The 21848-nt window shown below is 63.1% G+C and carries 16 protein-coding genes, 1 tRNA gene and 1 pseudogene; 7 read left to right on the forward strand and 11 right to left on the reverse strand.

What is annotated here, in order from left to right; genetic code table 11:
* Nucleotides 1-234: 234 nt before the first annotated feature.
* The 10 genes from GWG67_RS33390 to GWG67_RS33435 form a co-directional block, all read right to left on the reverse strand.
* Entirely contained in the window at nt 235-1545 is a 1311-nt protein-coding gene (locus GWG67_RS33390; protein WP_106945503.1) for an ABC transporter substrate-binding protein, read from the reverse strand.
* A 156-nt stretch (nt 1546-1701) separates the two neighbouring features.
* Nucleotides 1702-4215 carry an excinuclease ABC subunit UvrA gene (uvrA, locus tag GWG67_RS33395; RefSeq protein ID WP_275173749.1) on the reverse strand — a complete coding sequence of 838 codons (2514 nt, stop codon included), beginning with the start codon at nt 4213-4215 and terminating at the stop codon, nt 1702-1704.
* 174 nt (nt 4216-4389) lie between these two features.
* The gene (locus tag GWG67_RS33400) at nt 4390-5631 is read right to left on the reverse strand and encodes an ABC transporter substrate-binding protein (protein ID WP_275173750.1); all 1242 of its coding nucleotides are present in this window, start codon (nt 5629-5631) and stop codon (nt 4390-4392) included.
* Between the two features lie 41 nt (nt 5632-5672).
* Complete coding sequence (locus tag GWG67_RS33405; RefSeq protein WP_275173751.1) at nt 5673-7154, reverse strand: ATP-binding cassette domain-containing protein; 1482 nt, start codon at nt 7152-7154, stop codon at nt 5673-5675.
* A complete protein-coding gene (locus tag GWG67_RS33410; protein ID WP_275173752.1) occupies nt 7154-8080 on the reverse strand; it encodes a branched-chain amino acid ABC transporter permease in 927 nt (308 codons plus the stop codon). The genes GWG67_RS33405 and GWG67_RS33410 overlap by 1 nt, the downstream gene beginning before the upstream one ends.
* Before the next feature lies 1 nt (nt 8081).
* Nucleotides 8082-8957, reverse strand: a complete 876-nt coding sequence (locus GWG67_RS33415; RefSeq protein WP_027570854.1) for a branched-chain amino acid ABC transporter permease — start codon at nt 8955-8957, stop codon at nt 8082-8084.
* 104 nt (nt 8958-9061) lie between these two features.
* The gene (locus tag GWG67_RS33420; RefSeq protein WP_275173753.1) at nt 9062-10303 is read right to left on the reverse strand and encodes an ABC transporter substrate-binding protein; all 1242 of its coding nucleotides are present in this window, start codon (nt 10301-10303) and stop codon (nt 9062-9064) included.
* Between the two features lie 253 nt (nt 10304-10556).
* The gene (locus tag GWG67_RS33425; RefSeq protein WP_275173754.1) at nt 10557-11660 is read right to left on the reverse strand and encodes an FAD-binding oxidoreductase; all 1104 of its coding nucleotides are present in this window, start codon (nt 11658-11660) and stop codon (nt 10557-10559) included.
* Nucleotides 11661-11669: 9 nt separating this feature from the next.
* A complete protein-coding gene (locus tag GWG67_RS33430; RefSeq protein WP_275173755.1) occupies nt 11670-12851 on the reverse strand; it encodes a calcium-binding protein in 1182 nt (393 codons plus the stop codon).
* 211 nt (nt 12852-13062) lie between these two features.
* Entirely contained in the window at nt 13063-14286 is a 1224-nt protein-coding gene (locus GWG67_RS33435) for an SMP-30/gluconolactonase/LRE family protein (RefSeq protein WP_275173756.1), read from the reverse strand.
* Nucleotides 14287-14564: 278 nt separating this feature from the next.
* Between GWG67_RS33435 and GWG67_RS33440 the strand changes: the two genes are divergently transcribed.
* The 6 genes from GWG67_RS33440 to GWG67_RS33465 all read left to right on the forward strand — a co-directional run bounded on the left by GWG67_RS33440 (nt 14565) and on the right by GWG67_RS33465 (nt 19139).
* Nucleotides 14565-14828 carry a hypothetical protein gene (locus tag GWG67_RS33440; protein WP_275173757.1) on the forward strand — a complete coding sequence of 88 codons (264 nt, stop codon included), beginning with the start codon at nt 14565-14567 and terminating at the stop codon, nt 14826-14828.
* Between the two features lie 75 nt (nt 14829-14903).
* Complete coding sequence (locus tag GWG67_RS33445) at nt 14904-15155, forward strand: hypothetical protein (protein ID WP_275173758.1); 252 nt, start codon at nt 14904-14906, stop codon at nt 15153-15155.
* Nucleotides 15156-15264: 109 nt separating this feature from the next.
* Nucleotides 15265-16827 carry a 2-isopropylmalate synthase gene (locus GWG67_RS33450; protein WP_275173759.1) on the forward strand — a complete coding sequence of 521 codons (1563 nt, stop codon included), beginning with the start codon at nt 15265-15267 and terminating at the stop codon, nt 16825-16827.
* A 223-nt stretch (nt 16828-17050) separates the two neighbouring features.
* Nucleotides 17051-18055 carry a TRAP transporter substrate-binding protein gene (locus tag GWG67_RS33455; protein ID WP_275173760.1) on the forward strand — a complete coding sequence of 335 codons (1005 nt, stop codon included), beginning with the start codon at nt 17051-17053 and terminating at the stop codon, nt 18053-18055.
* Nucleotides 18056-18249: 194 nt separating this feature from the next.
* Nucleotides 18250-18885 carry a Spy/CpxP family protein refolding chaperone gene (locus GWG67_RS33460; RefSeq protein WP_275173761.1) on the forward strand — a complete coding sequence of 212 codons (636 nt, stop codon included), beginning with the start codon at nt 18250-18252 and terminating at the stop codon, nt 18883-18885.
* A 178-nt stretch (nt 18886-19063) separates the two neighbouring features.
* Nucleotides 19064-19139, forward strand: a tRNA-Lys gene (locus GWG67_RS33465).
* 263 nt (nt 19140-19402) lie between these two features.
* On the opposite strand, the pseudogene GWG67_RS33470 reads toward GWG67_RS33465, so the two are convergent.
* Nucleotides 19403-19558: pseudogene (locus GWG67_RS33470) on the reverse strand (transcriptional regulator); the annotation flags it as partial.
* Between the two features lie 514 nt (nt 19559-20072).
* Between GWG67_RS33470 and GWG67_RS33475 the strand changes: the two are divergent.
* Nucleotides 20073-21800 carry an adenylate/guanylate cyclase domain-containing protein gene (locus GWG67_RS33475; RefSeq protein WP_275173762.1) on the forward strand — a complete coding sequence of 576 codons (1728 nt, stop codon included), beginning with the start codon at nt 20073-20075 and terminating at the stop codon, nt 21798-21800.
* Nucleotides 21801-21848 lie beyond the last annotated feature (48 nt).

The following is a 21848-nucleotide window of genomic DNA, read 5'->3' on the forward strand; positions in this document are numbered from 1 at the left end:
GACGGCGGGTGGTGTTGTAGGGGCGTGATGAACTCACTGAGCTAACCGCAGGCACGCTGCCAATCCTTCTCCCCCTTGTGGGAGAAGGTGGCGCGAAGCGCCGGATGAGGGGTTGTCTCCGCGGATTCAAATGAGAGATGGATTCGCGGAGACAACCCCTCACCCGTCTCGCCGCTTCGCGGCGACCACCCTCTCCACAAGGGGGAGAGGGTGCACCGTCTGCGCGGCTTCAACCTACGTCCCGTAAGTGGACCCCTTCGGCAGTGGAAACACCGGGTCTTGCGTCCGGATGTTCGTCGGCCACACCACCGAGATGTGCTCGCCGGCGTTCTGCATCACGACCGGGGTCGAACGCTCGTTCTGGCCGGAGAGCGGCGTGCCCGGCGGGAAGAATTTCACGCCATAGCCCTGGATGGTGCCGCCGGCGGGAATGTCGACGTCGAGTGCGGCCTTGCGAATGGCCTCGGGCTCGAAGCTGCCGTATTTCTCCTTGGCGACCGGCAGCACGTTGTTGAGCAAGATCCAGGTCTGGTTGAAGCCCATCGAGCAGTGCGGCGGCACGTCGGTGGCGCTGGTCTTGGCCTGGTAGCGCGAGACCATGGTCTTGGTGAGGTCTCCGATTCCAGGCGCAAGCTTGGAGGCATCGAGCAGTTGCGCCGGCACCGGATCGATGTTGCAGAAATTGTCGATGTCGGGGCCGAAGGTCGCGCGCAGCTTGTCGAGCTGGCTGTAGCCGGCGCCCGCGCCGAACAGCATCTTGAAGCGCAGGCCGCTCTCGCGGGCCTGGCGCAGGAACAGGGTGATGTCGGGGTTGTAGCCGGCATGCGAGATCACATCGACCTTGGCGCGCTTGAGCTTGGTCACGAGCACCGAGAGGTCGGGCGCGGAAGCCGAATAGCCTTCGCGCATCACCACCTGGATGCCCGCCTGCTTGGCATAGGCCTCGTCCGCCGCCGCGACGCCGACGCCATAAGGGCCGTCCTCGTGAATCAGCGCAACCTTGACGTCCTTCGGGTCCATGCCGAGCTTGCCTTGCGCGTGCTCGGCGACGAAGCCCGCGAAGGCCTGGCCGTACTGATCGGAATGGATCTGCGCGCGAAACACGTATTGCAGGTTCTTGTCCTTGAACACGGCGGTCGAGACCGCGGTCGTGATCCAGAGGATCTTCTTCTGCTGCTCGACCTTCGCCGCCATCGGCACCGCATGCGCGCTGGAATAGACGCCGTTGATGATGTCGATCTTTTCCTGGCTGATCAGCCGCTCGGCCTCGTTGATCGCCACGTCGGCCTTGCTCTGCGAGTCCGCCGCAACAGGCACGATCTTGGTCTTGCCGCCGATGCCGCCCTTTTCGTTGACGAGGTCGATGGCGATCTGTGCACCGACCGAGGAGGCGACCGAGCCGCCGGCGGCGAACGGACCGGTGAGGTCGTAGATTAGGCCGATGCGTAAATTCTCGGCTTGCGCCTGGGCCCGTGTCCAATCGAGGCTGAGTGCGGCGGCCGCAGCCGCCGAGCTCTTCAGCAGCTGCCTGCGTGAAGTCGGCATCCTATCCTCCCTCAAAACCCGTCTTATGATTTGGTCTTGTTATTCTTTTTCGAAGTATGGGGAGCGGGGCGCCGGAAAGTCAACATGGCGAAAGTCGGGGGCCGGCCTCCGCGTCGCAGAACGCAATTGCGAAATGGGCGGCGACGAGATCGCGCGCTACTGTTTCAAGCGACGGGCGAGATAGCTGGCGGTCTTCCCGCCGGCTTCGGCGACCTCTCGCGGCGTCCCTGACGCGACGATACGGCCGCCTTCGTCGCCGGCGCCGGGACCGAGGTCGATGATCCAGTCGCTGTGAGAGACGACATCCATGTCATGCTCGACCACAACCACGCTGTTGCCGGCGTCCACGATACGTTCGAGCTGGGCGATCAGCCGCTCGACATCGCGCGGATGAAGGCCGGTGGTCGGCTCGTCCAGGACATAGAGCGTGTGACCGCGTTGCGGCCGCATCAGTTCAGTCGCGAGCTTGATGCGCTGGGCTTCGCCGCCCGACAATTCGGTGGCGGATTGGCCGAGGCGGATATAGCCGAGGCCAACCTCGCGGACGACCGATAGCGACCGGTTCAGTGTTGGATCTCCGCGGAAGAATTCGAAGGCCTCGTCGACGCGCATCGCCAGCACATCAGCGATGGACTTTCCGCGGATCTTCACCTCCAGCGTCTTGTCGTTGTAACGCGCGCCCTTGCAGGTCGGGCAGGGTGCGTAGACGCTGGGCAGGAACAGAAGCTCGACGCAGACAAATCCCTCGCCCTCGCAGGTGCTGCATCGACCTTTCGCGACGTTGAAGGAAAAGCGCCCGGCATCGTAGCGGCGGGATTTTGCCTGCGGCGTCGCGGCGAACAGCTTCCGGACGTGGTCGAACAGGCCGGTATAGGTCGCAAGGTTGGATCGCGGCGTGCGGCCGATCGGCTTCTGATCCACCACAACGAGGCGATCGATCTGGTCGAGGCCGGCGACAATCTTGCCACCCAATGTCTCGACCGTGGGTGCCAGGCTGTCGTCGTCCGCGTCCGCGGCCGGTGTATGGCCGAGATGGTCGGCCACGGCATCGACGAGGAATTGGCTGATCAGGCTCGATTTGCCCGAGCCCGACACGCCGGTCACGCTGGCGAGAACCCCGAGCGGGATATCGACGTCGAGGCCGCGAAGATTGTTGCGGGTCACACCCCGGACTTTCAGATGCGCCTTCGGCTCGCGGCGGACCGTCGGCAGCGGCTTTCGTGGATGCGCGAGATAATGGGCGGTTCGCGATTGCGCGACCTGCCCGAGCCCTGCGGGCGGCCCGCTATAGAGAATGTTTCCGCCGCCTTCGCCGGCGTCCGGCCCGACGTCGACCAGCCAGTCGGCATGCCTGATCACCTCGATCTCGTGCTCGACCACGAAGATCGAATTGCCCGCGTGCTTGAGCCGGTCCAGCGCCCGCAGCAGCGCCTCGGTGTCGGCGGGATGCAGACCCGCCGACGGTTCGTCGAGCACGTAGACGACGCCGAACAGGTTGGAGCGGACCTGTGTCGCAAGTCGTAGCCGCTGCAACTCGCCCGGCGACAGCGTCGGAGTGCTGCGTTCGCAGGCGAGATAGCCGAGGCCGAGATCGAGCAGGACGGCCAGTCGCGCCGACAGATCCTCGCAGATCCGCCTGGCGACGATGGTTTTCTCCGATGCTCCCTCGGTCGCAGTCTTCGCGAACGGCTTCATCATCTCCTGCAGCTGCTTGAGCGGCAGGTGCGACATCTCGGCGATATCAAGGCCGGCGAACTTGACCTTGAGCGCCTCCGGCTTCAATCGCGTGCCGTGGCAGGTCGGGCAGTCCTCGGTGATCATGAATTGCGCGACGCGGCGCTTCATCATCGCACTCTCGGACTTGGCGTAGGTTTGCATCACGTAGCGTTTGGCGCCGGTGAACGTGCCCTGATAGCTCGGCTCCTCCTTGCGGCGCAGGGCCCGTTTGACCTCGGCCAAGTCGTAACCGGCATAGACCGGAACGGTCGGCTGATCCTCCGTGAACAGGATCCAGTCGCGGTCCTTCCTGGGCAGCTCACGCCAGGGCTTGTCCACGTCGTAGCCCAGCGTGGTCAGGATGTCCCTGAGGTTCTGTCCCTGCCAGGCACTCGGCCAGGCCGCGACGGCGCGCTCGCGGATAGTCAGGGTGTCGTCGGGCACCATGGATTTTTCGGTGACGTCGAGCATCCTGCCGATACCGTGGCAGGTCGGGCACGCGCCTTCCGGCGTGTTGGGCGAGAATGATTCCGCATAGAGCATCTTTTGTCCGCGCTGGTAATCGCCGGCACGGGAATAGAGCATCCTGAGCAGGTTCGAGATGGTCGTCACGCTGCCGACGGACGACCTCGTCGTCGGCGCGCCGCGCTGCTGCTGGAGCGCGACGGCGGGCGGCAGCCCTTCGATGTCGTCGACTTCCGGGATTTGCATCTGGTGGAAGAGGCGCCGCGCGTAAGGCGACACCGATTCCAGATATCGCCGTTGCGCCTCGGCGTAGATCGTCCCAAAGGCGAGCGAGGATTTCCCGGAGCCCGACACGCCCGTGAACACAACGAGGGCGTTGCGCGGAATGCTGACGTCGACGTTCCTGAGGTTGTGCTCACGCGCGCCGCGCACGCGAACGAAGCCGTCGTCCTGCACCAGGCCATCGGGTTGTCTTGATCGGTCATCCATCTGGCTGCTCCGGCCCACGTTTGGGAGGTTAACGGCAGGATCGCAGGATGGGTCCACCGATGCCAGCGCACTGGTTGCGTTCTGCACACAACGAAGGCCCGTCGCGGTTGATGCGACGGGCCTTGCAAGGGTGATGGGGCGCTCGGTACCGAGCCCGGTGGCCGGCCCGGCGTGTTACTGCGACAGCTTCACGAAGCTCGGAAACTTCAGCTTGCCTTCCGCGATCTTCTCGGGCCAGACCACGACCTGCTTGGAGTCCTGCCACTGGAAGACCAGGCCGGATACGGTCGTCGGACCCGACTTGATGCCGTGGGTGAACTCGTCGTCCTTGCCGTAGAACTGGATGCGGCCGATCGTGCCCTCGTAGTCGGTCTTTTCGAGCTCAGTGACCATCTTGTCGGGATCGGTCGAGCCCGCGCGCGTGATCGCCTCCGTGATGAAGTAGACCTCGTCATAGGCGGTGTAGCCGGTATAGGCCGGTGGCGAGCCGAACTTGGCCTTGAAGGCGGCCGCGAACGGCTTCGTCTTGGAGGTCACGGCGACGTCGGGCGTTGCGACCGCCAGCGACGGGACGCCGTCGGCAGCGCCATTGGTGTCCTTCCAAAAGGTCGGGCTCAGCGCCTGCGCGCTGATGCCGAACATCGGGATCGGCACCTGCTGGTTCTTCCACTGCACCGTCGGCTGCACGCCGACATGCGAGATGCCGGTGACGATCACGTCCGGCTTCTTGGCCTCGATATTGTTGAAGATCGGCGTGAAGTCGGTGGTGTCAGGTGAGAACCGCACGTGCTCGACGACCTTGAGGCCTGCTTTCGGAAGACAGGCCTCGTAGCCGACGTCGAGCGGCTTGGTCCAGGCGGCATCCTCGCTCATGATCGCGACCGTCTTGAATTTGAGCTTGTCGACCAGCAGGTCCTTGGCGGCGTCGCAGACGAGCTGGGCTTGCGCTGCCGAGGTCAGATAGCCGTGAAAGGTGTACTTGTTCTTCTCGTAGTCGTTATGGATCGCCTTGGTGATCTCGTTCGAGGCGGCACCGGGGGTGATCAGTGGCATCTTCAGCCGCGCCGCCCAGGGTTCGAGCGCCAGCACGACCTCGCTGATGTAGCTCGCGATCACGGCGGAGACCTTGTCCTCGCTCACCGCGCGCTGGAACGCGCGCACCGAGTCCGCCGAGGAGCTCTTGTTGTCGTAGGTCACGATCTCGATCTTGCGGCCGAGAATGCCGCCCTTGGCGTTGATCTCGTCGGCGGCGATCTGCGCGCCCCCCGGCGTCGCGGCACCGGCGATCGATTGCACTTCAGCGATGACGCCGATCTTGATCGGATCCTTCGATTGCGCGTAGGCGGGAGCGGCAAGGCACAACGCGAGCGCGGAGGCGAGGAGAAAGCTGCTGCTCGGATTCGTCGATGGTCGCATGGTCGTTTCCCTTTCGTTTGTTTCTTGTTGATGCTTGCGAACTAGAGAAAATCGGCGCCAGCCTCCGCGGCGAAGCGGCCGGGATCGCCCTCCCAGACGATCCTTGCATGTTCGAGCACATAGACGCGGTCGGCATGCGGAAGCGCGAAGGTCACGTTCTGCTCGCCGAGCAGCACCGTGATCGACGTCGTCTGCCGCAGCCTCGTTAGGGCCTTGGACAAGAGTTCGAGGATGACGGGGGCGAGGCCCAACGTCGGTTCGTCCAGGATCAGGATCTGCGGCTGCATCATCAGCGCACGGCCGATCGCCAGCATCTGCTGCTCGCCGCCGGAGAGCGTTTGCGCCATCTGGCCCTGACGCTCTTTCAGGATCGGGAACAGCTCGAACAGCCAGGCGAGTTGTGCCGCGCGCTTGTCGTCGGCCAGATGTTGCCCGCCGAGGTCGAGGTTTTCCCGCACGCTCATCTCGCCGAACAGCTCGCGCGATTCCGGGCACTGCACGAGGCCGCTGCGGGCGATCTTCGCCGGCGTCGTGCCGCGCAGCTTCTCGCCGTTGCGCACGATCTCGCCACTATAAGGCAGGAAGCCGGAGATGGTGTTGAACAGCGTGGTCTTGCCGGCGCCGTTGAGGCCGACGATCGAGACGAACTCGCCCTCGTGGACGTGGATCGAGACGTTCTCCAGCGCCTGCGCCTTGCCGTAGAACACACTGACATTTTCGACCTGGAGCAGCGGCACCTTGTCCTTGAAGCTGGTCTCGGGCCGCGCATGGGTCTCGATGGCGCCGCCGAGATAGACCCGCCGCACCGTCTCGTTCTTCATGACGTCCTCGGCCTTGCCGGTGACGATCTCCTCGCCGAGATACATCGCGAGCACGCGGTCGACCAGCGCGGCGACACTCTTGACGTTGTGGTCGACCAGCATCACCGCGCGGCCCTCGTCGCGAAAACTGCGGATCAGGTCGGAGAAGATTTCGACCTCGGCCCGCGTCAACCCGGCAAAGGGCTCGTCCACCAGCACGACCTTCGGATCGCGCGCGATCGCCTTGGCAAGCTCGAGCCGGCGCAGGTCGGCGAAGGGCAGCGTCGGCGGGCGGCGGTTCATCACGTTGCCGAGCCCGACCCGGTCGGCGATCCATTTGGCGCGCTCAACCAGCGCCTTGTCCGGAAACAGCATGAACAGGCTGTCCGGCAGCAGCGCGACCATGATGTTCTCCAGCACGGTCTGCCGGTTCAGTGGCCGCGAATGCTGGAATACCATGCCAAAGCCTTTGCGCGCGATCTTGTGCGCGGGAAGGCCGGCGACATCCCCGCCCTCGAAGATCACTTCGCCTGATGTCGGGCGCTCGATGCCCATCACGCTCTTCATCGCGGTCGACTTGCCCGAGCCATTCGGCCCGATCAGGCCGAAGATCTCGCCGCTATTGACCTCGAAGCCGAGGTTCTTCACCGCCGTCAATCCGCCGAAGCGCTTGGTCAGGCCGCGGACTTCGAGCACGGCCCTGTTTGAAGATCGCATATCCATCACGAGCGCGCCTCACGCGAGAGGGCCGCTCCGAGGAAGCCGCCGGGGAAGAACAGCACGACGAGGAGCGCGACCGCGGAGACGATGAAGGTCGCGAGCTCGCCGGTGGGCCTTAAGAACTCGCCGGCGACGATCAGGAAGATCGCGCCCAGCGCCGCGCCAAGCACGGTGCGCCGGCCGCCGAGCACGGCGGAGACGATCACGTTGACGCCGACCGCGACGTCGACGACGGTGCCGACCGAGGCGGTGCCGAAATAAAACACCAGCAGCGCGCCTGATAGCCCCGAGAAGAACGCACTGACGATGAAGGCGGCGAGCTTGTGCTTGACGATGTTGAAGCCAAGCGCGCCGGCCTGCACCGGATCCTGGCCGCTGGCTTGCAGCACCAACCCGATCGGCGACTGCGACAGGCCATAAAGAATGGCCGCCGAAATCGTCATGAAGCCGAGCGCGATCCAGTAATTGACCCCGGCGTTGATGGAGATGACGTCGGGAATGGTCAGGCCGATCTCTCCGCCGGTGAGGTCGGCAAACACCACGATGAAATTCTGCAGCATCAGCACCGCGACCAGCGTGGTCAGGCCGAAATACGGTCCGCGCACCCGAAGCGCCGGCAGCGCCAGCACGAGGCCGGCGATGACGGAGGCAAGCGCGCCGAGCACGATGCAAGCGTAAACCGACCAGCCGAACTGGGCATTCAGGATGCCGGCGGTGTAGGCACCGACGCCGATCAGGAAGGTCGGCCCGAAATTGACCTCGCCGGCGAAGCCGAACAGCAGGTCCCAGGCCATCGCGAACACGCCGAAATAGAAAGCGACGGTGAGAAGCCCGAGCACGTAGCCAGAGACGTAGAGCGGCAGCGTCGCCGCAATGACGACCAGCGCGAACGAGATGAAGAACAGGCGTGTCGTAAAGAAGCTGGCCATCTCAGCGCCTCCCCAGAAGGCCCTGGGGCCGGATGTACATCACGAAGACGAGCAGCAGCAGCGCTGGAATGGTGCGGTAGGCCGGCGAGATTAGATAAGCCGTGAGCGTTTCGAGATAACCGACCACGAAGGCCGCGATCAGCGAGCCGGAGACGCTGCCGAGACCGCCGAGCACGACGATCGAGAACGCGCTCGCGGTCAGCGGTCCGACGCTGTAGGAGCTGACGCCGAGGAACATTCCCAGCAGCACGCCAGCGATGCCGGCGAGGATGCCGTAGATCGCCCATACCACGACGTAGATGTTGGTCAGCTCGAGGCCGAGCAGGGTGACGCCGCGCGGGTTCATCGAGGCCGCCAGCACCGCCTTGCCGGTGCGGGTGCGGTTCACCAGGAGCCACAACAGCGCGATGACGAAGCAGCACACGATCGCGGTAAAGATCTCGTTCCTGGGCGTGCGCACGCCGAGAATTTCGACGACGCCCTCGACGATCGGCAGTACGGTCTTGGCGTTGTTGGTGAAGAAATAAGCGATCACCTCCTGGATCATGATCCCCCACAGCAGCGTGCCGGTGAGGACGAAGATCTCCTTCTCTTCATTCGGGATGCGCCGGGAGTCCTGGATCGGCTTCACCACCGCGAAATAGGTCGCAAAGGATGTGAGGAGGGCGACACCGACGCCGATCAGTGCGCCGGCATAGGTGCCGACATTCAGGATGCTGGCGGCGGCCCAGGCCGCCACCGCTGCCGCCACCATGATGGCCCCGTGGGAGAGGTTGAGGACGCCGGAGACGCCGAAGATCAGCGTGAAACCGGTGGCACCGAGAGCATAGAGAGCGCTGATGGCAAAGCCATCGATCAGAATCTGGAAAGCACGCATCTAGGATTGGCAATCTGATTAATGAGAGACGATGTTGCTGGAGCCACGTGCGGCGGGAGCCGCATGTGGCAGCTCCCGGGAGTTGGTCCCAGGAGCGTGTCCTGCTAGTTCGAGAGCTTGATGAAGCTCGGGAACTTGATGTCGACCTTGGCGACTTCCTTGGGCCAGACCGCGCTCTGCTTGCCGCCTTGCCATTGCAGCATCAGCCCGGTGATCAGGCCCTTGCCGTATTTGATCGAGTGCGTGAACGGATCGTCCTTGCCGTAAAACTGCACGCGGCCGATCGTGCCTTCCCAGTCGGTCTTCTCCAAGGCATCGACGAGCTTGTCGGCGTCGGTCGAGCCGGCGCGCTTCACTGCATCGGCGATGTAGTAGACCTCGTCATAGGCGGTGTAGCCGGCATAGGAGGGATAGTTGCCGAACTTCTTCTTGAAGGCTTCGGCGAACGGCACCGATTTCGGCGTCACCGCGACGCCTGGACCGGAGACACCCTGGTAGAGCACGCCTTCCGCAGCCTGATTGGTATCCTTGCCGAAGGTCTCGTTGGTGGCTTGCGAGGCGATGCCGAACATCGGGATCGGCACCTGCTGGTTCTTCCACTGCACCGTCGGCTGCACGCCGACATGCGAGATGCCGGTGATGATCACGTCGGGCTTGGAGCCTTCGATCTTGTTGAAGATCGGCGTGAAGTCGGTGGTATCGGGCGAGAAGCGGATGTGGTCGAGCACCTTCAGCCCGATCTTGGGCAGGCATTCCTGGTAGCCGACGTCGAGCGGCTTGGTCCAGGCGGCGTCCTCGCTCATGATGACCGCGGTCTTCATGTGCATCTTGTCGACCAGCAGGTCCTTGGCGCCGTCGCAGACAGAAAGCGCCAGCGCGGCGGAGGTCAGATAGCCGTGGAAGGTGTACTTGTTCTTCTCATAGTCGGCATGCACGCTCTTGCTGATCTCGTTGGAGGCTGCACCGGGCGTGACGAACGGCGTCTTCAGCCGCGAGGCCCAGGGCTCCAGCGCCAGCACGACCTCGCTGATGTAGCTGGCGATGACCGCGTTGACCTTGTCCTCGTTCACCGCGCGCTGGAACGCGCGCACCGAATCTGCCGAGGACGAGTGATTGTCGTAAGAGACGATCTCGATCTTGCGGCCCTCGACTCCGCCATTGGCGTTGATCTCGTCGGCGGCGAGCTGTGCCGCCTGAGGGATGGAGGCGCCGGCAATCGCCTGCGCTTCCGCGATCACACCGATCTTGATCGAGTCGGCCGCGAGTGCCGCGCCTGAGTTCATCAACACAACGGCCGCGACGGTACCGAGTGTTATTCGCAACGCAACAGAGAGCGGTTTCTTCATCTTGTTCTCTCCCTTAACAGGCCTCTTATGAGCCATTATGCGCGCGACTATACCGGCGGAGACATTCTCGGCAAGTGAAACTGCGTTCAGGATTGCGAGGCACGGACTAAAGTCTAGCGCTGCGCAAATAGCGGGCAGGAAAGCTGCCGGGACCCGTTTCACGCGCAGGCATGCAGATTTCGTTGGTAGGCATGCGCAGCTATCGCACGCGCGCAGCAACCCAATCGTTGAATTGCGATGTCGTCGCGTCGGCTCAGCGCGCTCGCAGCAGCAATGGATCGAGCGGCTCGAGCCGTGCCGGATCGAATGCCGAGATGTCGACGTTGCGCGTCGCACCCTCCGCGATCAGTTGCGCCATGGCCTCGCCCGTGGCGGGCGCATTCAGGATGCCCCACACATTGTGCCCGGTCGCAACATAAAGACCTTCACTTCGCGGCACCTTGCCGATCAGCGGCAGGCCGTCCTGTGTCACCGGCCGGAAGCAGGCTTGCCGCGCAATGATTTTCTCGGCGCGGAACAGCGGCGACAGCCGCTCGGACATGGTCTGCAGGCGCGCGATCGCATCGTGGTCCGGCGTCACGGCAGCCGGATCGAGCGGAAGCGGCGCGATGTCGGAGAGCGCGGTGATATGCGTGCTGCCGTCAGCGCGAGGAAAGACCTCGATCGACACGGCACTGCCATTCTCCTCGTAATCCAGGAACAGCGCATCGCCCGGCACATCCGTGCCGGTGTCGTACACGATGCTCGGGCTGCGCTGGCCATAGACGGCGGGCAGGCTCATCCATTGCGCGGCGAGCAGCGACCATGGTCCCATCGCGATCACCACGGCGTCCGCCTCGACGATGCGGCCGTCGACCTCGACGCCTGTCGCGGTCGTACCGTTCGTATCGCGCAGGATGCCGGTCACCTGGCCGGTGCGAAGCTCGGCGCCTTGCACGAGCGCCGCGTTCATCACGGCTGAGGTGAATTTTCTGGGGTGAACGATCGCAGTGGTCTCCATCGTGCCGATGCGCTGCGCGGTGATGACGCCGTTGCTGAGCCAGCCGAGCGCGGACGGTGCATCCCGGCGCGGATGGCCATCGGCGGCAACGAAGCCGCTATAAGCGGTCATCGGGCGATAGCCCCAATCGCCTGCGATCTCTTCCGGCAGTTGCGCATGGATCGCAAAGCTCCGTCGCGCCAGCGCATCGAGCGGCGAGCCCTTGCACCAGTCGCGCGCGAGAAAGCCGCCCGCCTTGCCTGACGCCGCGGCCGCGACGTCCGTCCGCTCCACGACGACGACGTCGATGCCGCGGCGGCGGAGAAACCAGCCGATGCAGGCTCCGATCACGCCGCCGCCGCAGATCACAACGCGCATGAATTCCCTCTACACAATGAAATCCTTCGCTTGGAGGTCCGCGGTATGGACCCCCGCCAGCGTGATCGTATCGGTCGCCGTCAGGTGGATCACCGCATTTCCCTTGCTGTCATCACTGATCAGGCTTTTCAGCGCCGCCCAATCTGCGAAGCCGTAATCGTGCAAATTGATCACGTCATGCTCTCGCGCCGTGCTGCCGACAGCCTTGTTGCCCTGATCGAAATCGTTGATCACGTCCATGCCCGAATTTTGGTCGAAGACGAATCTGTCGTTGTTCGGTCCGCCCCAGAGCTGGTCATTTCCGCCACCGCCATTCAGCATGTCCTTGCCACCCGTGATCGAGCCTGCCGTGAACGGGGCGTAGGTCCGTGCATCGCCATACAGCAAATCGTCGCGGCTGCTGCCGTGGAGGATATCATCTCCGCCATGCGCATTGCCTGACATGTTCGAGGCATCTCCGACGAGCACGATGGACGTGGAGTCCGGGTTGCCGTCGACCGCCGCGATCAGGATATCGTTGCCGCCACGGGTATCGTCGCTCATATAGCCGGCGTCTCCGACCAGAGACGCGCCTCCGGATTGGGCGGCGGCACCGACCGTGTAGATGAGAATGTCGTTGCCGCCGCGCGCATCGCCGCTCATGGAGACGAGAGCGTCGCCCGATATCGAAGCGCCGCCGTAACTGCCGACCTGGGTCACGCTGAGGATATCATTGCCGCCACGCGCATGATCGCTCATGGAACCGGAGTCTCCGCTGAACGTGCCGGACGATCTGTTTCCCATCGATGCAATGACGACGTCATTGCCGCCCCTCGCGTCGGCCGACATGGCGCTTTCGGCATCGCCAGAAATGCCGAGAGTCGCGTAGATCGATGAGGATGCATCGACATGAAGTACATCGTTGCCGCCATGGGCGTCGCCGGACATCGCCTGCGCATCCCCGTCCAGGATCGCGTAGTCGCCGAAGCCTGTGACGGTCGCAGCGAGATGGTCGTTTCCTCCGTGAGAATGTCCTTGCAGGGTCTGGTCGTCGCCAACGAATGTCAGGACCGCGTTGCTCCCGTCGACGGTCGCGATCATCTTGTCGCTGCCGCCCCGGCCGTCGTTCGGCAGGCCCGGGTCTCCGAACTCAGTCACGAATTGCTGGTTCCCAACGCTGACGATGATGGTGTCGTCTGGCATACGGCGCATCGCGCAACTCCCGGTTCAAGTCGGGCGCGGCAACGAGAGCATCATGCTTCGCACCGCGCTGCGGTCCTGCCGCGCGATTCAATCTTCGTTGGATTGATGGCGGAGATTTGCCCGAGGCGTAGCTTGATTGCGATCAGGGAACCACGGGCGCCGGCGATCCATGCCGGCGATCCATGCCGACGTCCATGCTTGCGATCTCGCGCGCGGGGGCTCAGCCCGGGCCTGCGCCTTGCGTGGCGGTGTACACCGCATAGAGCGATTGGCTCGCGGCCATGAACAGGCGGTTGCGCTTCGGGCCGCCAAAGCAGACGTTGCCGCACACTTCGGGCAGCCGAATACGGCCGAGCAGCTTGCCGTCCGGCGACCACGTCGTGACGCCGCTGTAGCCGACGGCACGGCCGGCATTGCTGGAGGCCCAGACATTGCCGTTGACGTCGCAGCGCACGCCGTCCGGCCCGCACTTCACGCCGTCGATCACGCACTCGCTGAACCGCTTATGGTTGGTGAGCTTGTTGTCGGCGCCGACGTCGAACACGAAGATCTCGCCCTTGCCGCCGGGACCGGTGTCGCCGGGTCCCTTGCCGGTTGAGACGACGTAGAGCTTCTTGAAGTCCGGCGAGAAACATAGCCCGTTCGGATCGGGCACCTGCTCCTCGGTGACGACGAGATCGACACGGCCGCTGGGATCGATGCGATAGCAATTGGTCGGCAGCTCGCGCTTGCCCGGTGCGAAGCCAGCCGGCTGTCCAATCCGCGGATTGAGCTTGCCGCCGGAATTGCTCGGACCGCCCGCGGCGTCGGGCTCACCTTCGTAGAGCTGGCCGCCATAGGGCGGATCGGTGAACCAGTAGCTGCCGTCGGGATGCGCGACGACGTCGTTCGGCGAGTTCAGCTTCTTGCCGTTGTAGTTGTCGCAAAGCACGGTCGCGGTGCCGTCATGCTCATAGCGCGTCACCCGCCGGGTCAAATGTTCGCAGGAGAGTTGACGACCCTGGAAGTCGAACGAGTTGCCGTTGGAATTGTTGGACGGCGAGCGGAACACGCTGACGCGACCGTCGTCTTCGCTCCAGCGCATCTGCCGATTGTTGGGAATGTCGCTCCACAGCAGATAGCGGCCCTGTGCACTCCACGCCGGGCCTTCGGCCCACAGCAAGCCCGTATAGAGACGCTTGATCGCCGTGTTGGGCTGCGCGAGATCGTTGAAGGACGGATCGACCGCGATGACGTCGGGGTCCCAGAAATAGGTGGTCGGCGCGCCATTGGGACCGAAATCGCGTGGCGGGGTGGTGATCGTCGTCGGCGGCGCGGCCGGTCCGGTCTGGGCCCGCGCGGAGCCGGCGCCGGCCATTGTGGCGGCGGCGCCGAGTGCAAGCCCCTGAACGAGCGTTCGTCGTGAAAGCGCAGCATCCTGGTCACGCTGCTTTTGGCGTGTCATCGCGTCCTCCCGATCATGTTCGGCTAGCCGGTTGATCCGGCCGAGCAGGGCAAGGTTAGTCCGGTCCGATGACGGTTGCGAGGGGGAGGTACGCATCCTCAGCGAGATCGGGGCGGCAAAAGCGCTGCAACATCGAACATGGAAACGACAAATTCGTCCGGCGGGATCGGGTTTACCGGAGCTGCCTTTGGGACATTGCCAAACGGGGGAAATGTCAAGCCTTGACCTCCTGCGCGATGCTGGCAGAACGTCATCCGGGGCGTAAGTCGGAGTTTACTGTGGTCGCTGTCGTCGTACTGGTTTTGCTGCTCGGGATTGCATTTGCGGCTGGCTATTTCACCCGCGACTACGTGTCCCGCAAAAGGAGAGCCGAGGCGCGCCGCTGGCGTGAGTACAGCGAGCCGGATTGGCTCAGTGCCAACACACCGGCCAATACCAACGAGATCGCGATCGCCGGCAAGGCTGCGCCGGTCGCCAACGGCGAGCTCGGCCAGATGCTGAATCGCTGGGAGAGCAGGGCTCGCGCTCGTCGTACGGCGTAGCTCGACGGTCTCGCCTGGGTCCAATCGGCCAGACACACCGGCACCGGGTCCTTCCGCGCATCCGGCGGTGCGATCATGTCAGCCCTTCTGTCCATTTTTGGCGTTGCAGCTACTGCCATTTCTCGTCTAGAAACGGCACATCGAGCCTCCCGGCAACCAACCGCCAACGGTTTTGACCGAGGATTTGAGGGCTCAAAGGGTCTGGCAATGCTGATTCGCGGCCAAATCGATGGGATTTCCGGGGAGGTGGCTCTGGCCGCCGCCACGATCCCGGCCGCGCTGCTGCCCACCCTCCTGATTGGCGGGCTTCTTCTTACTTGCCCCTGAGGGCCGGCTGGGCGCCATGCGCCTGGGCGCTCAGGGGTTGGTCGAGATCACCGGACACCTCAAGCGCCCAGAAGACTGTCGGCGCAAAAGCTCAAAAGGAATTTTCGAAATGGCCCCCGTGAACAAGTCCGACAAGGACCGCGTCATCATTTTCGACACCACCCTGCGCGACGGCGAGCAGTGCCCCGGCGCCACAATGACCTTTGAGGAGAAGCTCGAGGTCGCCGAGATGCTGGATGATATGGGCGTCGACGTCATCGAGGCCGGCTTCCCCATCACCTCCGAAGGCGACTTCCAGGCGGTCAGCGAGATCGCCCGCCGTTCCAAGAACGCAATCATCGCCGGTCTGTCGCGCGCCCATCCGGCCGACATCGACCGCTGCGCAGAGGCGGTGAAATTCGCCAAGCGTGGCCGTGTCCACACGGTGATCGCGACGTCGCCGCTGCATATGCGGGTGAAGCTGAACAAGACCCCGGAGCAGGTGCTCGAGACCTCGGTTGCCATGGTCGCGCGTGCCCGCAACCAGATCGACGACGTCGAATGGTCGGCCGAAGACGGCACCCGCAGCGAGATGGACTATCTGTGCCGCATCGTCGAAGCCGTCATCAAGGCCGGCGCCACCACGGTGAACATTCCGGATACTGTCGGTTACACCACGCCCGACGAATACACCCACTTCATGAAGACGCTGATCGAGCGCGTGCCGAACTCGGATAAGGCGGTGTTCTCCGTGCACTGCCATAACGATCTCGGCATGGCGGTGGCGAACTCCCTGGCCGGCGTGATCGGCGGCGCACGCCAGGTCGAATGCACCATCAACGGCATCGGCGAGCGCGCCGGCAATGCCGCGCTGGAAGAGATCGTGATGGCGATCAACGTCCGCAACGACAAATTCCCGTTCTGGAACAAGATCGACACGACGCAGCTGACCCGCGCCTCGAAGGTGGTGTCGGCGGCGACCTCGTTCCCGGTGCAGTACAACAAGGCGATCGTCGGCCGCAACGCGTTCGCGCATGAGAGCGGCATCCACCAGGACGGCGTGCTGAAGGACGCCTCGACCTACGAGATCATGCGGCCCGAGATGGTCGGCCTGAAGCAGTCCTCGCTGGTGCTGGGCAAGCATTCCGGCCGCCATGCCTTCGTGCACAAGCTGGAGGAGATGGGCTACAAGCTCGGCCCGAACCAGCTGGAAGATGCGTTCACCCGGATGAAGGCGCTGGCCGATCGCAAGAAGGACATCTACGACGAGGACATCGAGGCGCTGGTCGACGAGGAAATGGCCGCTTCGCACGACCGCATCAAGCTGACCTCGCTGACCGTGATCGCCGGCACCCATGGCCCGCAGCGCGCGACCATGAAGCTCGACGTCGACGGCCAGATCAAGATTGAGGAGGCCGAGGGCAACGGTCCGGTCGACGCGGTGTTCAACTGCATCAAGCGCCTGGTGCCGCACGAAGCCAAGCTCGAGCTGTACCAGGTCCACGCAGTGACCCAAGGCACCGACGCGCAGGCCGAAGTCTCGGTCCGGCTGTCGCATGAGGGACGTGCGATGACCGCGCGCGCGGCGGATCCGGATACGCTGGTGGCCTCGGCCAAGGCCTATCTCGGCGCGCTGAACAAGATCGTCATGAAGCGTCAGCGCGACACCGTGACGACTGCGGCGGCGAGCTGACGAACGAAGTTTGTCATTCCGGGGCTCGCGAAGCGAGAACCCGGAATCTCGACATTCCGGGTTAGGTCCTAACGGACCTCCCCGGAATGACTCTGCATGTGGCGGCGAATACCTGCCCTGCTAAGGGCCAATAGCGGCTCCGCCTCCCAGCCGCTATTGATGCAACCGGCATAAGGACAGGCCACCCGCGCGACGGGTGGCCCAAACAACAAAGGGAGAGATTATGCGCATCTTCGCGATCGCTGCGTCCATGGCGGTCCTGGCACTTGGCTTGACCGGGCCGGCATCGGCCCAGTCGCCCATCATCATCAAGTTCAGCCACGTGGTGGCTACCGACACGCCGAAGGGCAAGGCGTCGGAGAAGTTCAAGGAGCTTGCCGAGAAGTACACCGGCGGCAAGGTCAAGGTCGAGATCTACCCGAACTCGACGCTTTACAAGGACAAGGAAGAGCTCGAGGCGCTCCAGCTAGGCAGCGTGCAGATGCTGGCGCCGTCCAACTCCAAGTTCGGCCCGCTCGGGATCCGCGAGTTCGAGGTGTTCGATCTCCCGTACATCCTGCCTGATCTGAAGACGCTGCGGAAGGTGACGGAAGGTCCGCTCGGCGCAAGGCTGCTCAAGCTGCTGGACTCCAAGGGCATCACCGGCCTTGCCTATTGGGACAACGGCTTCAAGGAGATGAGCGCCAACAAGAAGCTGGTGACGCCGGCCGACTATCAGGGCGTCAAGTTCCGCATCCAGTCCTCGCGCGTGCTCCAGGCCCAGTTCAAGGCGCTCGGCTCGCTGCCGCAGGTGATGGCGTTCGGCGAAGTCTACCAGGCACTTCAGACCGGCGTCGTGGACGGGCAGGAGAACACCTGGTCGAACATCTATACCCAGAAGATGCACGAGGTGCAGAAGTACATCACCCAGACCAACCACGGTTATATCGGCTACGTCGTGATCGTGAACAAGAAGTTTTGGGACGACTTGCCGGCCGACATCCGCGACCAGCTTACCAAAGCGATGAAGGAAGCGACCGACTTCAACAACACGCAGTCGCAAAAGGAGAACGAGGACGCGCTCGCCGAGATCAGGAAGAGCGGCAAGAGCGAGATCATCAAGCTCACGCCGGAGCAGGACGAGGCGATGCGCAAGGCGATGGAGCCGGTCTACAAGGACGCCGCAGGTCGCATCGGCCAACCGCTGATCGACGAGTTCCAGAAGGAAGCGAAGGGCACGACGAACTGATTTGACCGGACGTTGAAAGGGGCTTCCGTGCCTGGCGCGGCAGCCCCTTTTGTTGCGAATGATTTCCGATTGCGACTGAACTAAAATTCAGGAGCGTTACATCTTGGAAAGGACGCGCTCCCTGTCCAAGTTGTAAGTTGCGCGTAAGCCGCGCTGCGCCCATCCTCACGACATCCTTCCAGAGGAGAGTTCGCATGAGGAAGTTCACCATCGCCGCCATCGCCGTGCTCAGCATCGCCGGCTCGGGCGCGGTCTATGCCCACTATCATCGCCCGTGGATGCACGATCACATGCGCCACATCCGCATGAATCCGGAAGACCGCGCCGCCATGGTCGACGCGCGGATCGCCGCCGTCCATGCCGGGCTGAAGCTCAACGCCGACCAGGAAAAGCTGTGGCCGCCGGTCGAGGCCGCCGTGCGCGACTTCGCCAAGCTGCGCATCGACCGCGCCAATGCGCGGATGAATGCCGGTGCCGGCGATGCCGGCAAGGACGCTAATAAGGACGCCAACAAGGATGCCGACAGGCCGGAGGATCCGGTCGCGCGCCTCCGCCAGCGCGCCGAGGACATGGGGGCGACGTCGGCGGCCCTGAAGAAGATCGCCGATGCCGCCGATCCGCTCTACAAGACCCTGGACGAGGGCCAGAAGCGGCGCCTCGCCGTGCTGACCCGCCACCGCGGCCCGTTCGGCGGCGGCGAAGACGGCCCGCGCCACCACTTCATGGAGCGTGGCATGGACCGCATGATGGAGCGCGGCATGGACCACTTCCACCGTGACCGTTTCGACCGCGACGGCGGCCCGGACCGGGACCGCGAGGGCCGGCTCTGAGCCTGCAAGGGCTGCCGCGATCAGCCCTGGCGAAGCCGCTGGAATCCAGCGGCTTTTCGCTTTTTTGAGGGATGTGGGCGAACCCTTGGCATACCCTTGGAAAACTTGCGTGCCATCGCTTGCCAGACCCGGATCGCTTTGCTAAACGACCGGCCTCGCAAGGCTTTAGCCGCCTTTCGGGCGCATAGCTCAGTTGGTAGAGCAGCTGACTCTTAATCAGCGGGTCCCAGGTTCGAGCCCTGGTGCGCCCACCAAAGGAAAATACTTATTTTCCAAGACCTTCGCGGAGTGGTCGCCGAGAGCAAAATGGGTCTCGTGCGACGTTTTCCAAATCGACCGCATCGCCAGCGCGGCACGACTTCTCCTCCGTTTTATATCCCTACCCGTTCCATAAAGCGTGCAGTCCAAACGGTACAGGCCGATTGGCCGCTCTAGTAGAATAGGATGTTAGAGCGAGCACACGGACGATCTGTGCGGGCCGTCCGTACGGAGTAATCGTCCTGCGAACTGTGTGTGTTTACTCGGTCATCAGGGCCGGGCTCGGCAGCGCCGTGATCGACTTCACCTTCTCCATCGCAAAGCGCGAGGTGACGCTTTTGAGCGGCACGGCGTTGATCAGCTTCTTGTAGAACACGTCTTAGCACTGCATGTCGGGGATCACGACGCGCAGCATTGGGGCGTTGGAGTGCCAATTGGCAATCCCGGTTCTTGATCGGTAGTTCCCGTTGTTGGATTGGTATTTGCATTCGGGGCAGCAGCCGACGGGCTCGCTGGCGCGCCCGAGTTCGCCATACTCGCTGCTCCCGCGCCCGAAGGAGATGTTGCGGCCGAACCTCCCGTACCCGTATCGTCGTTGAAGTCCGTTTCGGGTCGCAAGCGGCGAGCCTAGACGAGCCTTCTCATGTCCGACTATGCCCGTTGCGATGGTCTGGCGATCCTCCGGTGCTAAAGGCCGGAATGCAACAGTCGTGTTTTGTCTCTTTGGTGCGGATGATCGACTGGGAAGGCATGGCGCACGCTGTGCGCCTGTTCGATACGCGGACGCCGCCCAATCGGCTGTCACGGTCAGTGCGTTAGGAGGGACCCCGGTGTTGCGAAATCCAAAGCTTAAATGAACTTCGCTGGGGAGAGAGCGACATGTTATTCTGATCGATAGTCTCTATTTTGATTGTACAGGAGACCGGATCATGATTCCTCAAGATCGGTTTCGCAGCCTCTTTCCTAAATATTTGCTCGCGCTTTTCGTGGCTGTCGCAATCCCGCTAGCCTTCAACGGCGTTATCGAAGGGTGGTTCGGCTATCGCGATCAGCGCGCGAGGCTTGACCAGTGGCTTGGTCTCCAATCAGCATCTGCGGCTGCCGAAATACACGATTTCATCCACGGTGTCACAACTCAGCTTGGATGGCTGGTTCAGCTTCCGTGGACTGAGGAGCCCGACGAACGCCGGCGAACCGACGCGTTGCGCCTCCTTCGCCAGGCGCCCGCCATCACCAGTCTTACGCTCCTCGACGGCAATGGTCTGGAACGTCTCTACATCTCTCGGATCGGCCTCAATCGAATTGAGAGCCGCGCGGATCGATCAGCCGATCCCGCCTTGGCTGGTGCCCGGGTAGCTCAGGTCTGGTTTAGCGAGGTCAGCTACAATCGAGGCTCCGAACCGTACCTGACGGTGTCGATTGTCGGCAATCGACCGGCTGTCGGTGTTGTCGTCGCCGATGTCAACCTTAAGCTGATTTGGGACGTGATCTCCGCGATCAAATTTGGAAAAACCGGCTACGCCTTCGTTCTGGACCGATCGGGCCGCCTAATCGCCCATCCCGACATCAGCCTCGTTCTGCGCGGGGCGGAAGAAGCAACCTCCGAACCTTTCCGCGCTATACGCGACGCTATAGGTCCGGGGCGGGGTTTCGCAACGAGCCGGGATGCACAGGGGCACTATGTTGCTGCCAGCGCGGCTCCCGTACAGGGTCCCGATTGGACCGTCGTGGTCGAGCAGCCCCTATCTGAAGCTTACGCGCCGCTCTATGCCGCCCTATGGCGGACCGTCATGCTTCTGGCAATGAGCAGCATACTCGCAGGCATTCTGGCCTATGTACTGGCGGACCGGATGACGGTGCCGATTAAATTGCTCGAGGAGGGCACGGAGAAGATTGGTGCCGGGTCCTTTGACCACCGCATCTCAATCCACACCCGGGATGAGTTCCAGCGCCTTGCAAACAGTTTTAACAGAATGGCTTCCGAGTTGGAGCAGGCACAACAGCACCAGGAGCGCATAGCCAAGCTCAAGCGTTTCCTTGCCCCCCAGGTCGCCGATCTCGTCGATAGAGCTGGCGACGACAGTGTGCTGGACGGCCGCCGTACGGAAGTCGTCGTTGTGTTCTGCGATCTGAGAGGTTTCACCGCGTTTTCAGCAGGAGCTGCGCCTGAAGAGGTCATGAGCGTACTGTCGGAGTACTATGAAACCCTCGGCAGGGTCATTGCGGAATTTGAAGCAACGCTGATTAACTTCTCTGGGGACGGGCTGATGGTTTTGGTGAACGCACCAGTCCCCATCGAAGAGCCCGCCTTGAGAGCAATCGATCTCGCCGTCGACATGCAGAGGAACGTGCAAGCCCTGATCGCCGGCTGGCGATCGCATGGCTACCACGTTGGTTTCGGAGTCGGCCTTGCTAGCGGGCCCGCGACAGTCGGCCGGATCGGCTACAAGGACCGGCTCGACTACACTGCCATTGGCAGTGTTGTGAATCTCGCTGCCCGACTGTGCGCATCTGCCGCAGACAAGGAAGTTCTGATCGACGCCGAAGTCGCAGCAGCCGTCAAGGGCAAACGGCCCCTTGAGGAGCTTGGGGACCGCAAAATCAAAGGATTCGACGAAGCTATTCCGATCTTCGGGATATCCTTCAGCTGTCTCTAGCAGAGCCTGACCGCCGGATGCCTGCACAATCTCGTCGAGGACTGTCTG

The sequence above is a fragment of the Bradyrhizobium sp. CSS354 genome (assembly GCF_029051725.1).
In the GTDB taxonomy this organism is placed as follows: Bacteria; Pseudomonadota; Alphaproteobacteria; order Rhizobiales; family Xanthobacteraceae; genus Bradyrhizobium.

Coding starts and splice junctions, on each gene's coding strand:
- GWG67_RS33475 (WP_275173762.1), top strand. CDS start 20,073: ATGATTCCTCAAGATCGGTTTCGCAGCCTCTTTCCTAAATATTTGCTC.
- uvrA (WP_275173749.1), bottom strand. CDS start 4,215: ATGGATGACCGATCAAGACAACCCGATGGCCTGGTGCAGGACGACGGC.
- GWG67_RS33405 (WP_275173751.1), bottom strand. CDS start 7,154: ATGGATATGCGATCTTCAAACAGGGCCGTGCTCGAAGTCCGCGGCCTG.
- GWG67_RS33410 (WP_275173752.1), bottom strand. CDS start 8,080: ATGGCCAGCTTCTTTACGACACGCCTGTTCTTCATCTCGTTCGCGCTG.
- GWG67_RS33415 (WP_027570854.1), bottom strand. CDS start 8,957: ATGCGTGCTTTCCAGATTCTGATCGATGGCTTTGCCATCAGCGCTCTC.
- GWG67_RS33400 (WP_275173750.1), bottom strand. CDS start 5,631: ATGCGACCATCGACGAATCCGAGCAGCAGCTTTCTCCTCGCCTCCGCG.
- GWG67_RS33430 (WP_275173755.1), bottom strand. CDS start 12,851: ATGCGCCGTATGCCAGACGACACCATCATCGTCAGCGTTGGGAACCAG.
- GWG67_RS33455 (WP_275173760.1), top strand. CDS start 17,051: ATGCGCATCTTCGCGATCGCTGCGTCCATGGCGGTCCTGGCACTTGGC.
- GWG67_RS33435 (WP_275173756.1), bottom strand. CDS start 14,286: ATGACACGCCAAAAGCAGCGTGACCAGGATGCTGCGCTTTCACGACGA.
- GWG67_RS33445 (WP_275173758.1), top strand. CDS start 14,904: ATGTCAGCCCTTCTGTCCATTTTTGGCGTTGCAGCTACTGCCATTTCT.
- GWG67_RS33460 (WP_275173761.1), top strand. CDS start 18,250: ATGAGGAAGTTCACCATCGCCGCCATCGCCGTGCTCAGCATCGCCGGC.
- GWG67_RS33450 (WP_275173759.1), top strand. CDS start 15,265: ATGGCCCCCGTGAACAAGTCCGACAAGGACCGCGTCATCATTTTCGAC.
- GWG67_RS33425 (WP_275173754.1), bottom strand. CDS start 11,660: ATGCGCGTTGTGATCTGCGGCGGCGGCGTGATCGGAGCCTGCATCGGC.
- GWG67_RS33390 (WP_106945503.1), bottom strand. CDS start 1,545: ATGCCGACTTCACGCAGGCAGCTGCTGAAGAGCTCGGCGGCTGCGGCC.
- GWG67_RS33420 (WP_275173753.1), bottom strand. CDS start 10,303: ATGAAGAAACCGCTCTCTGTTGCGTTGCGAATAACACTCGGTACCGTC.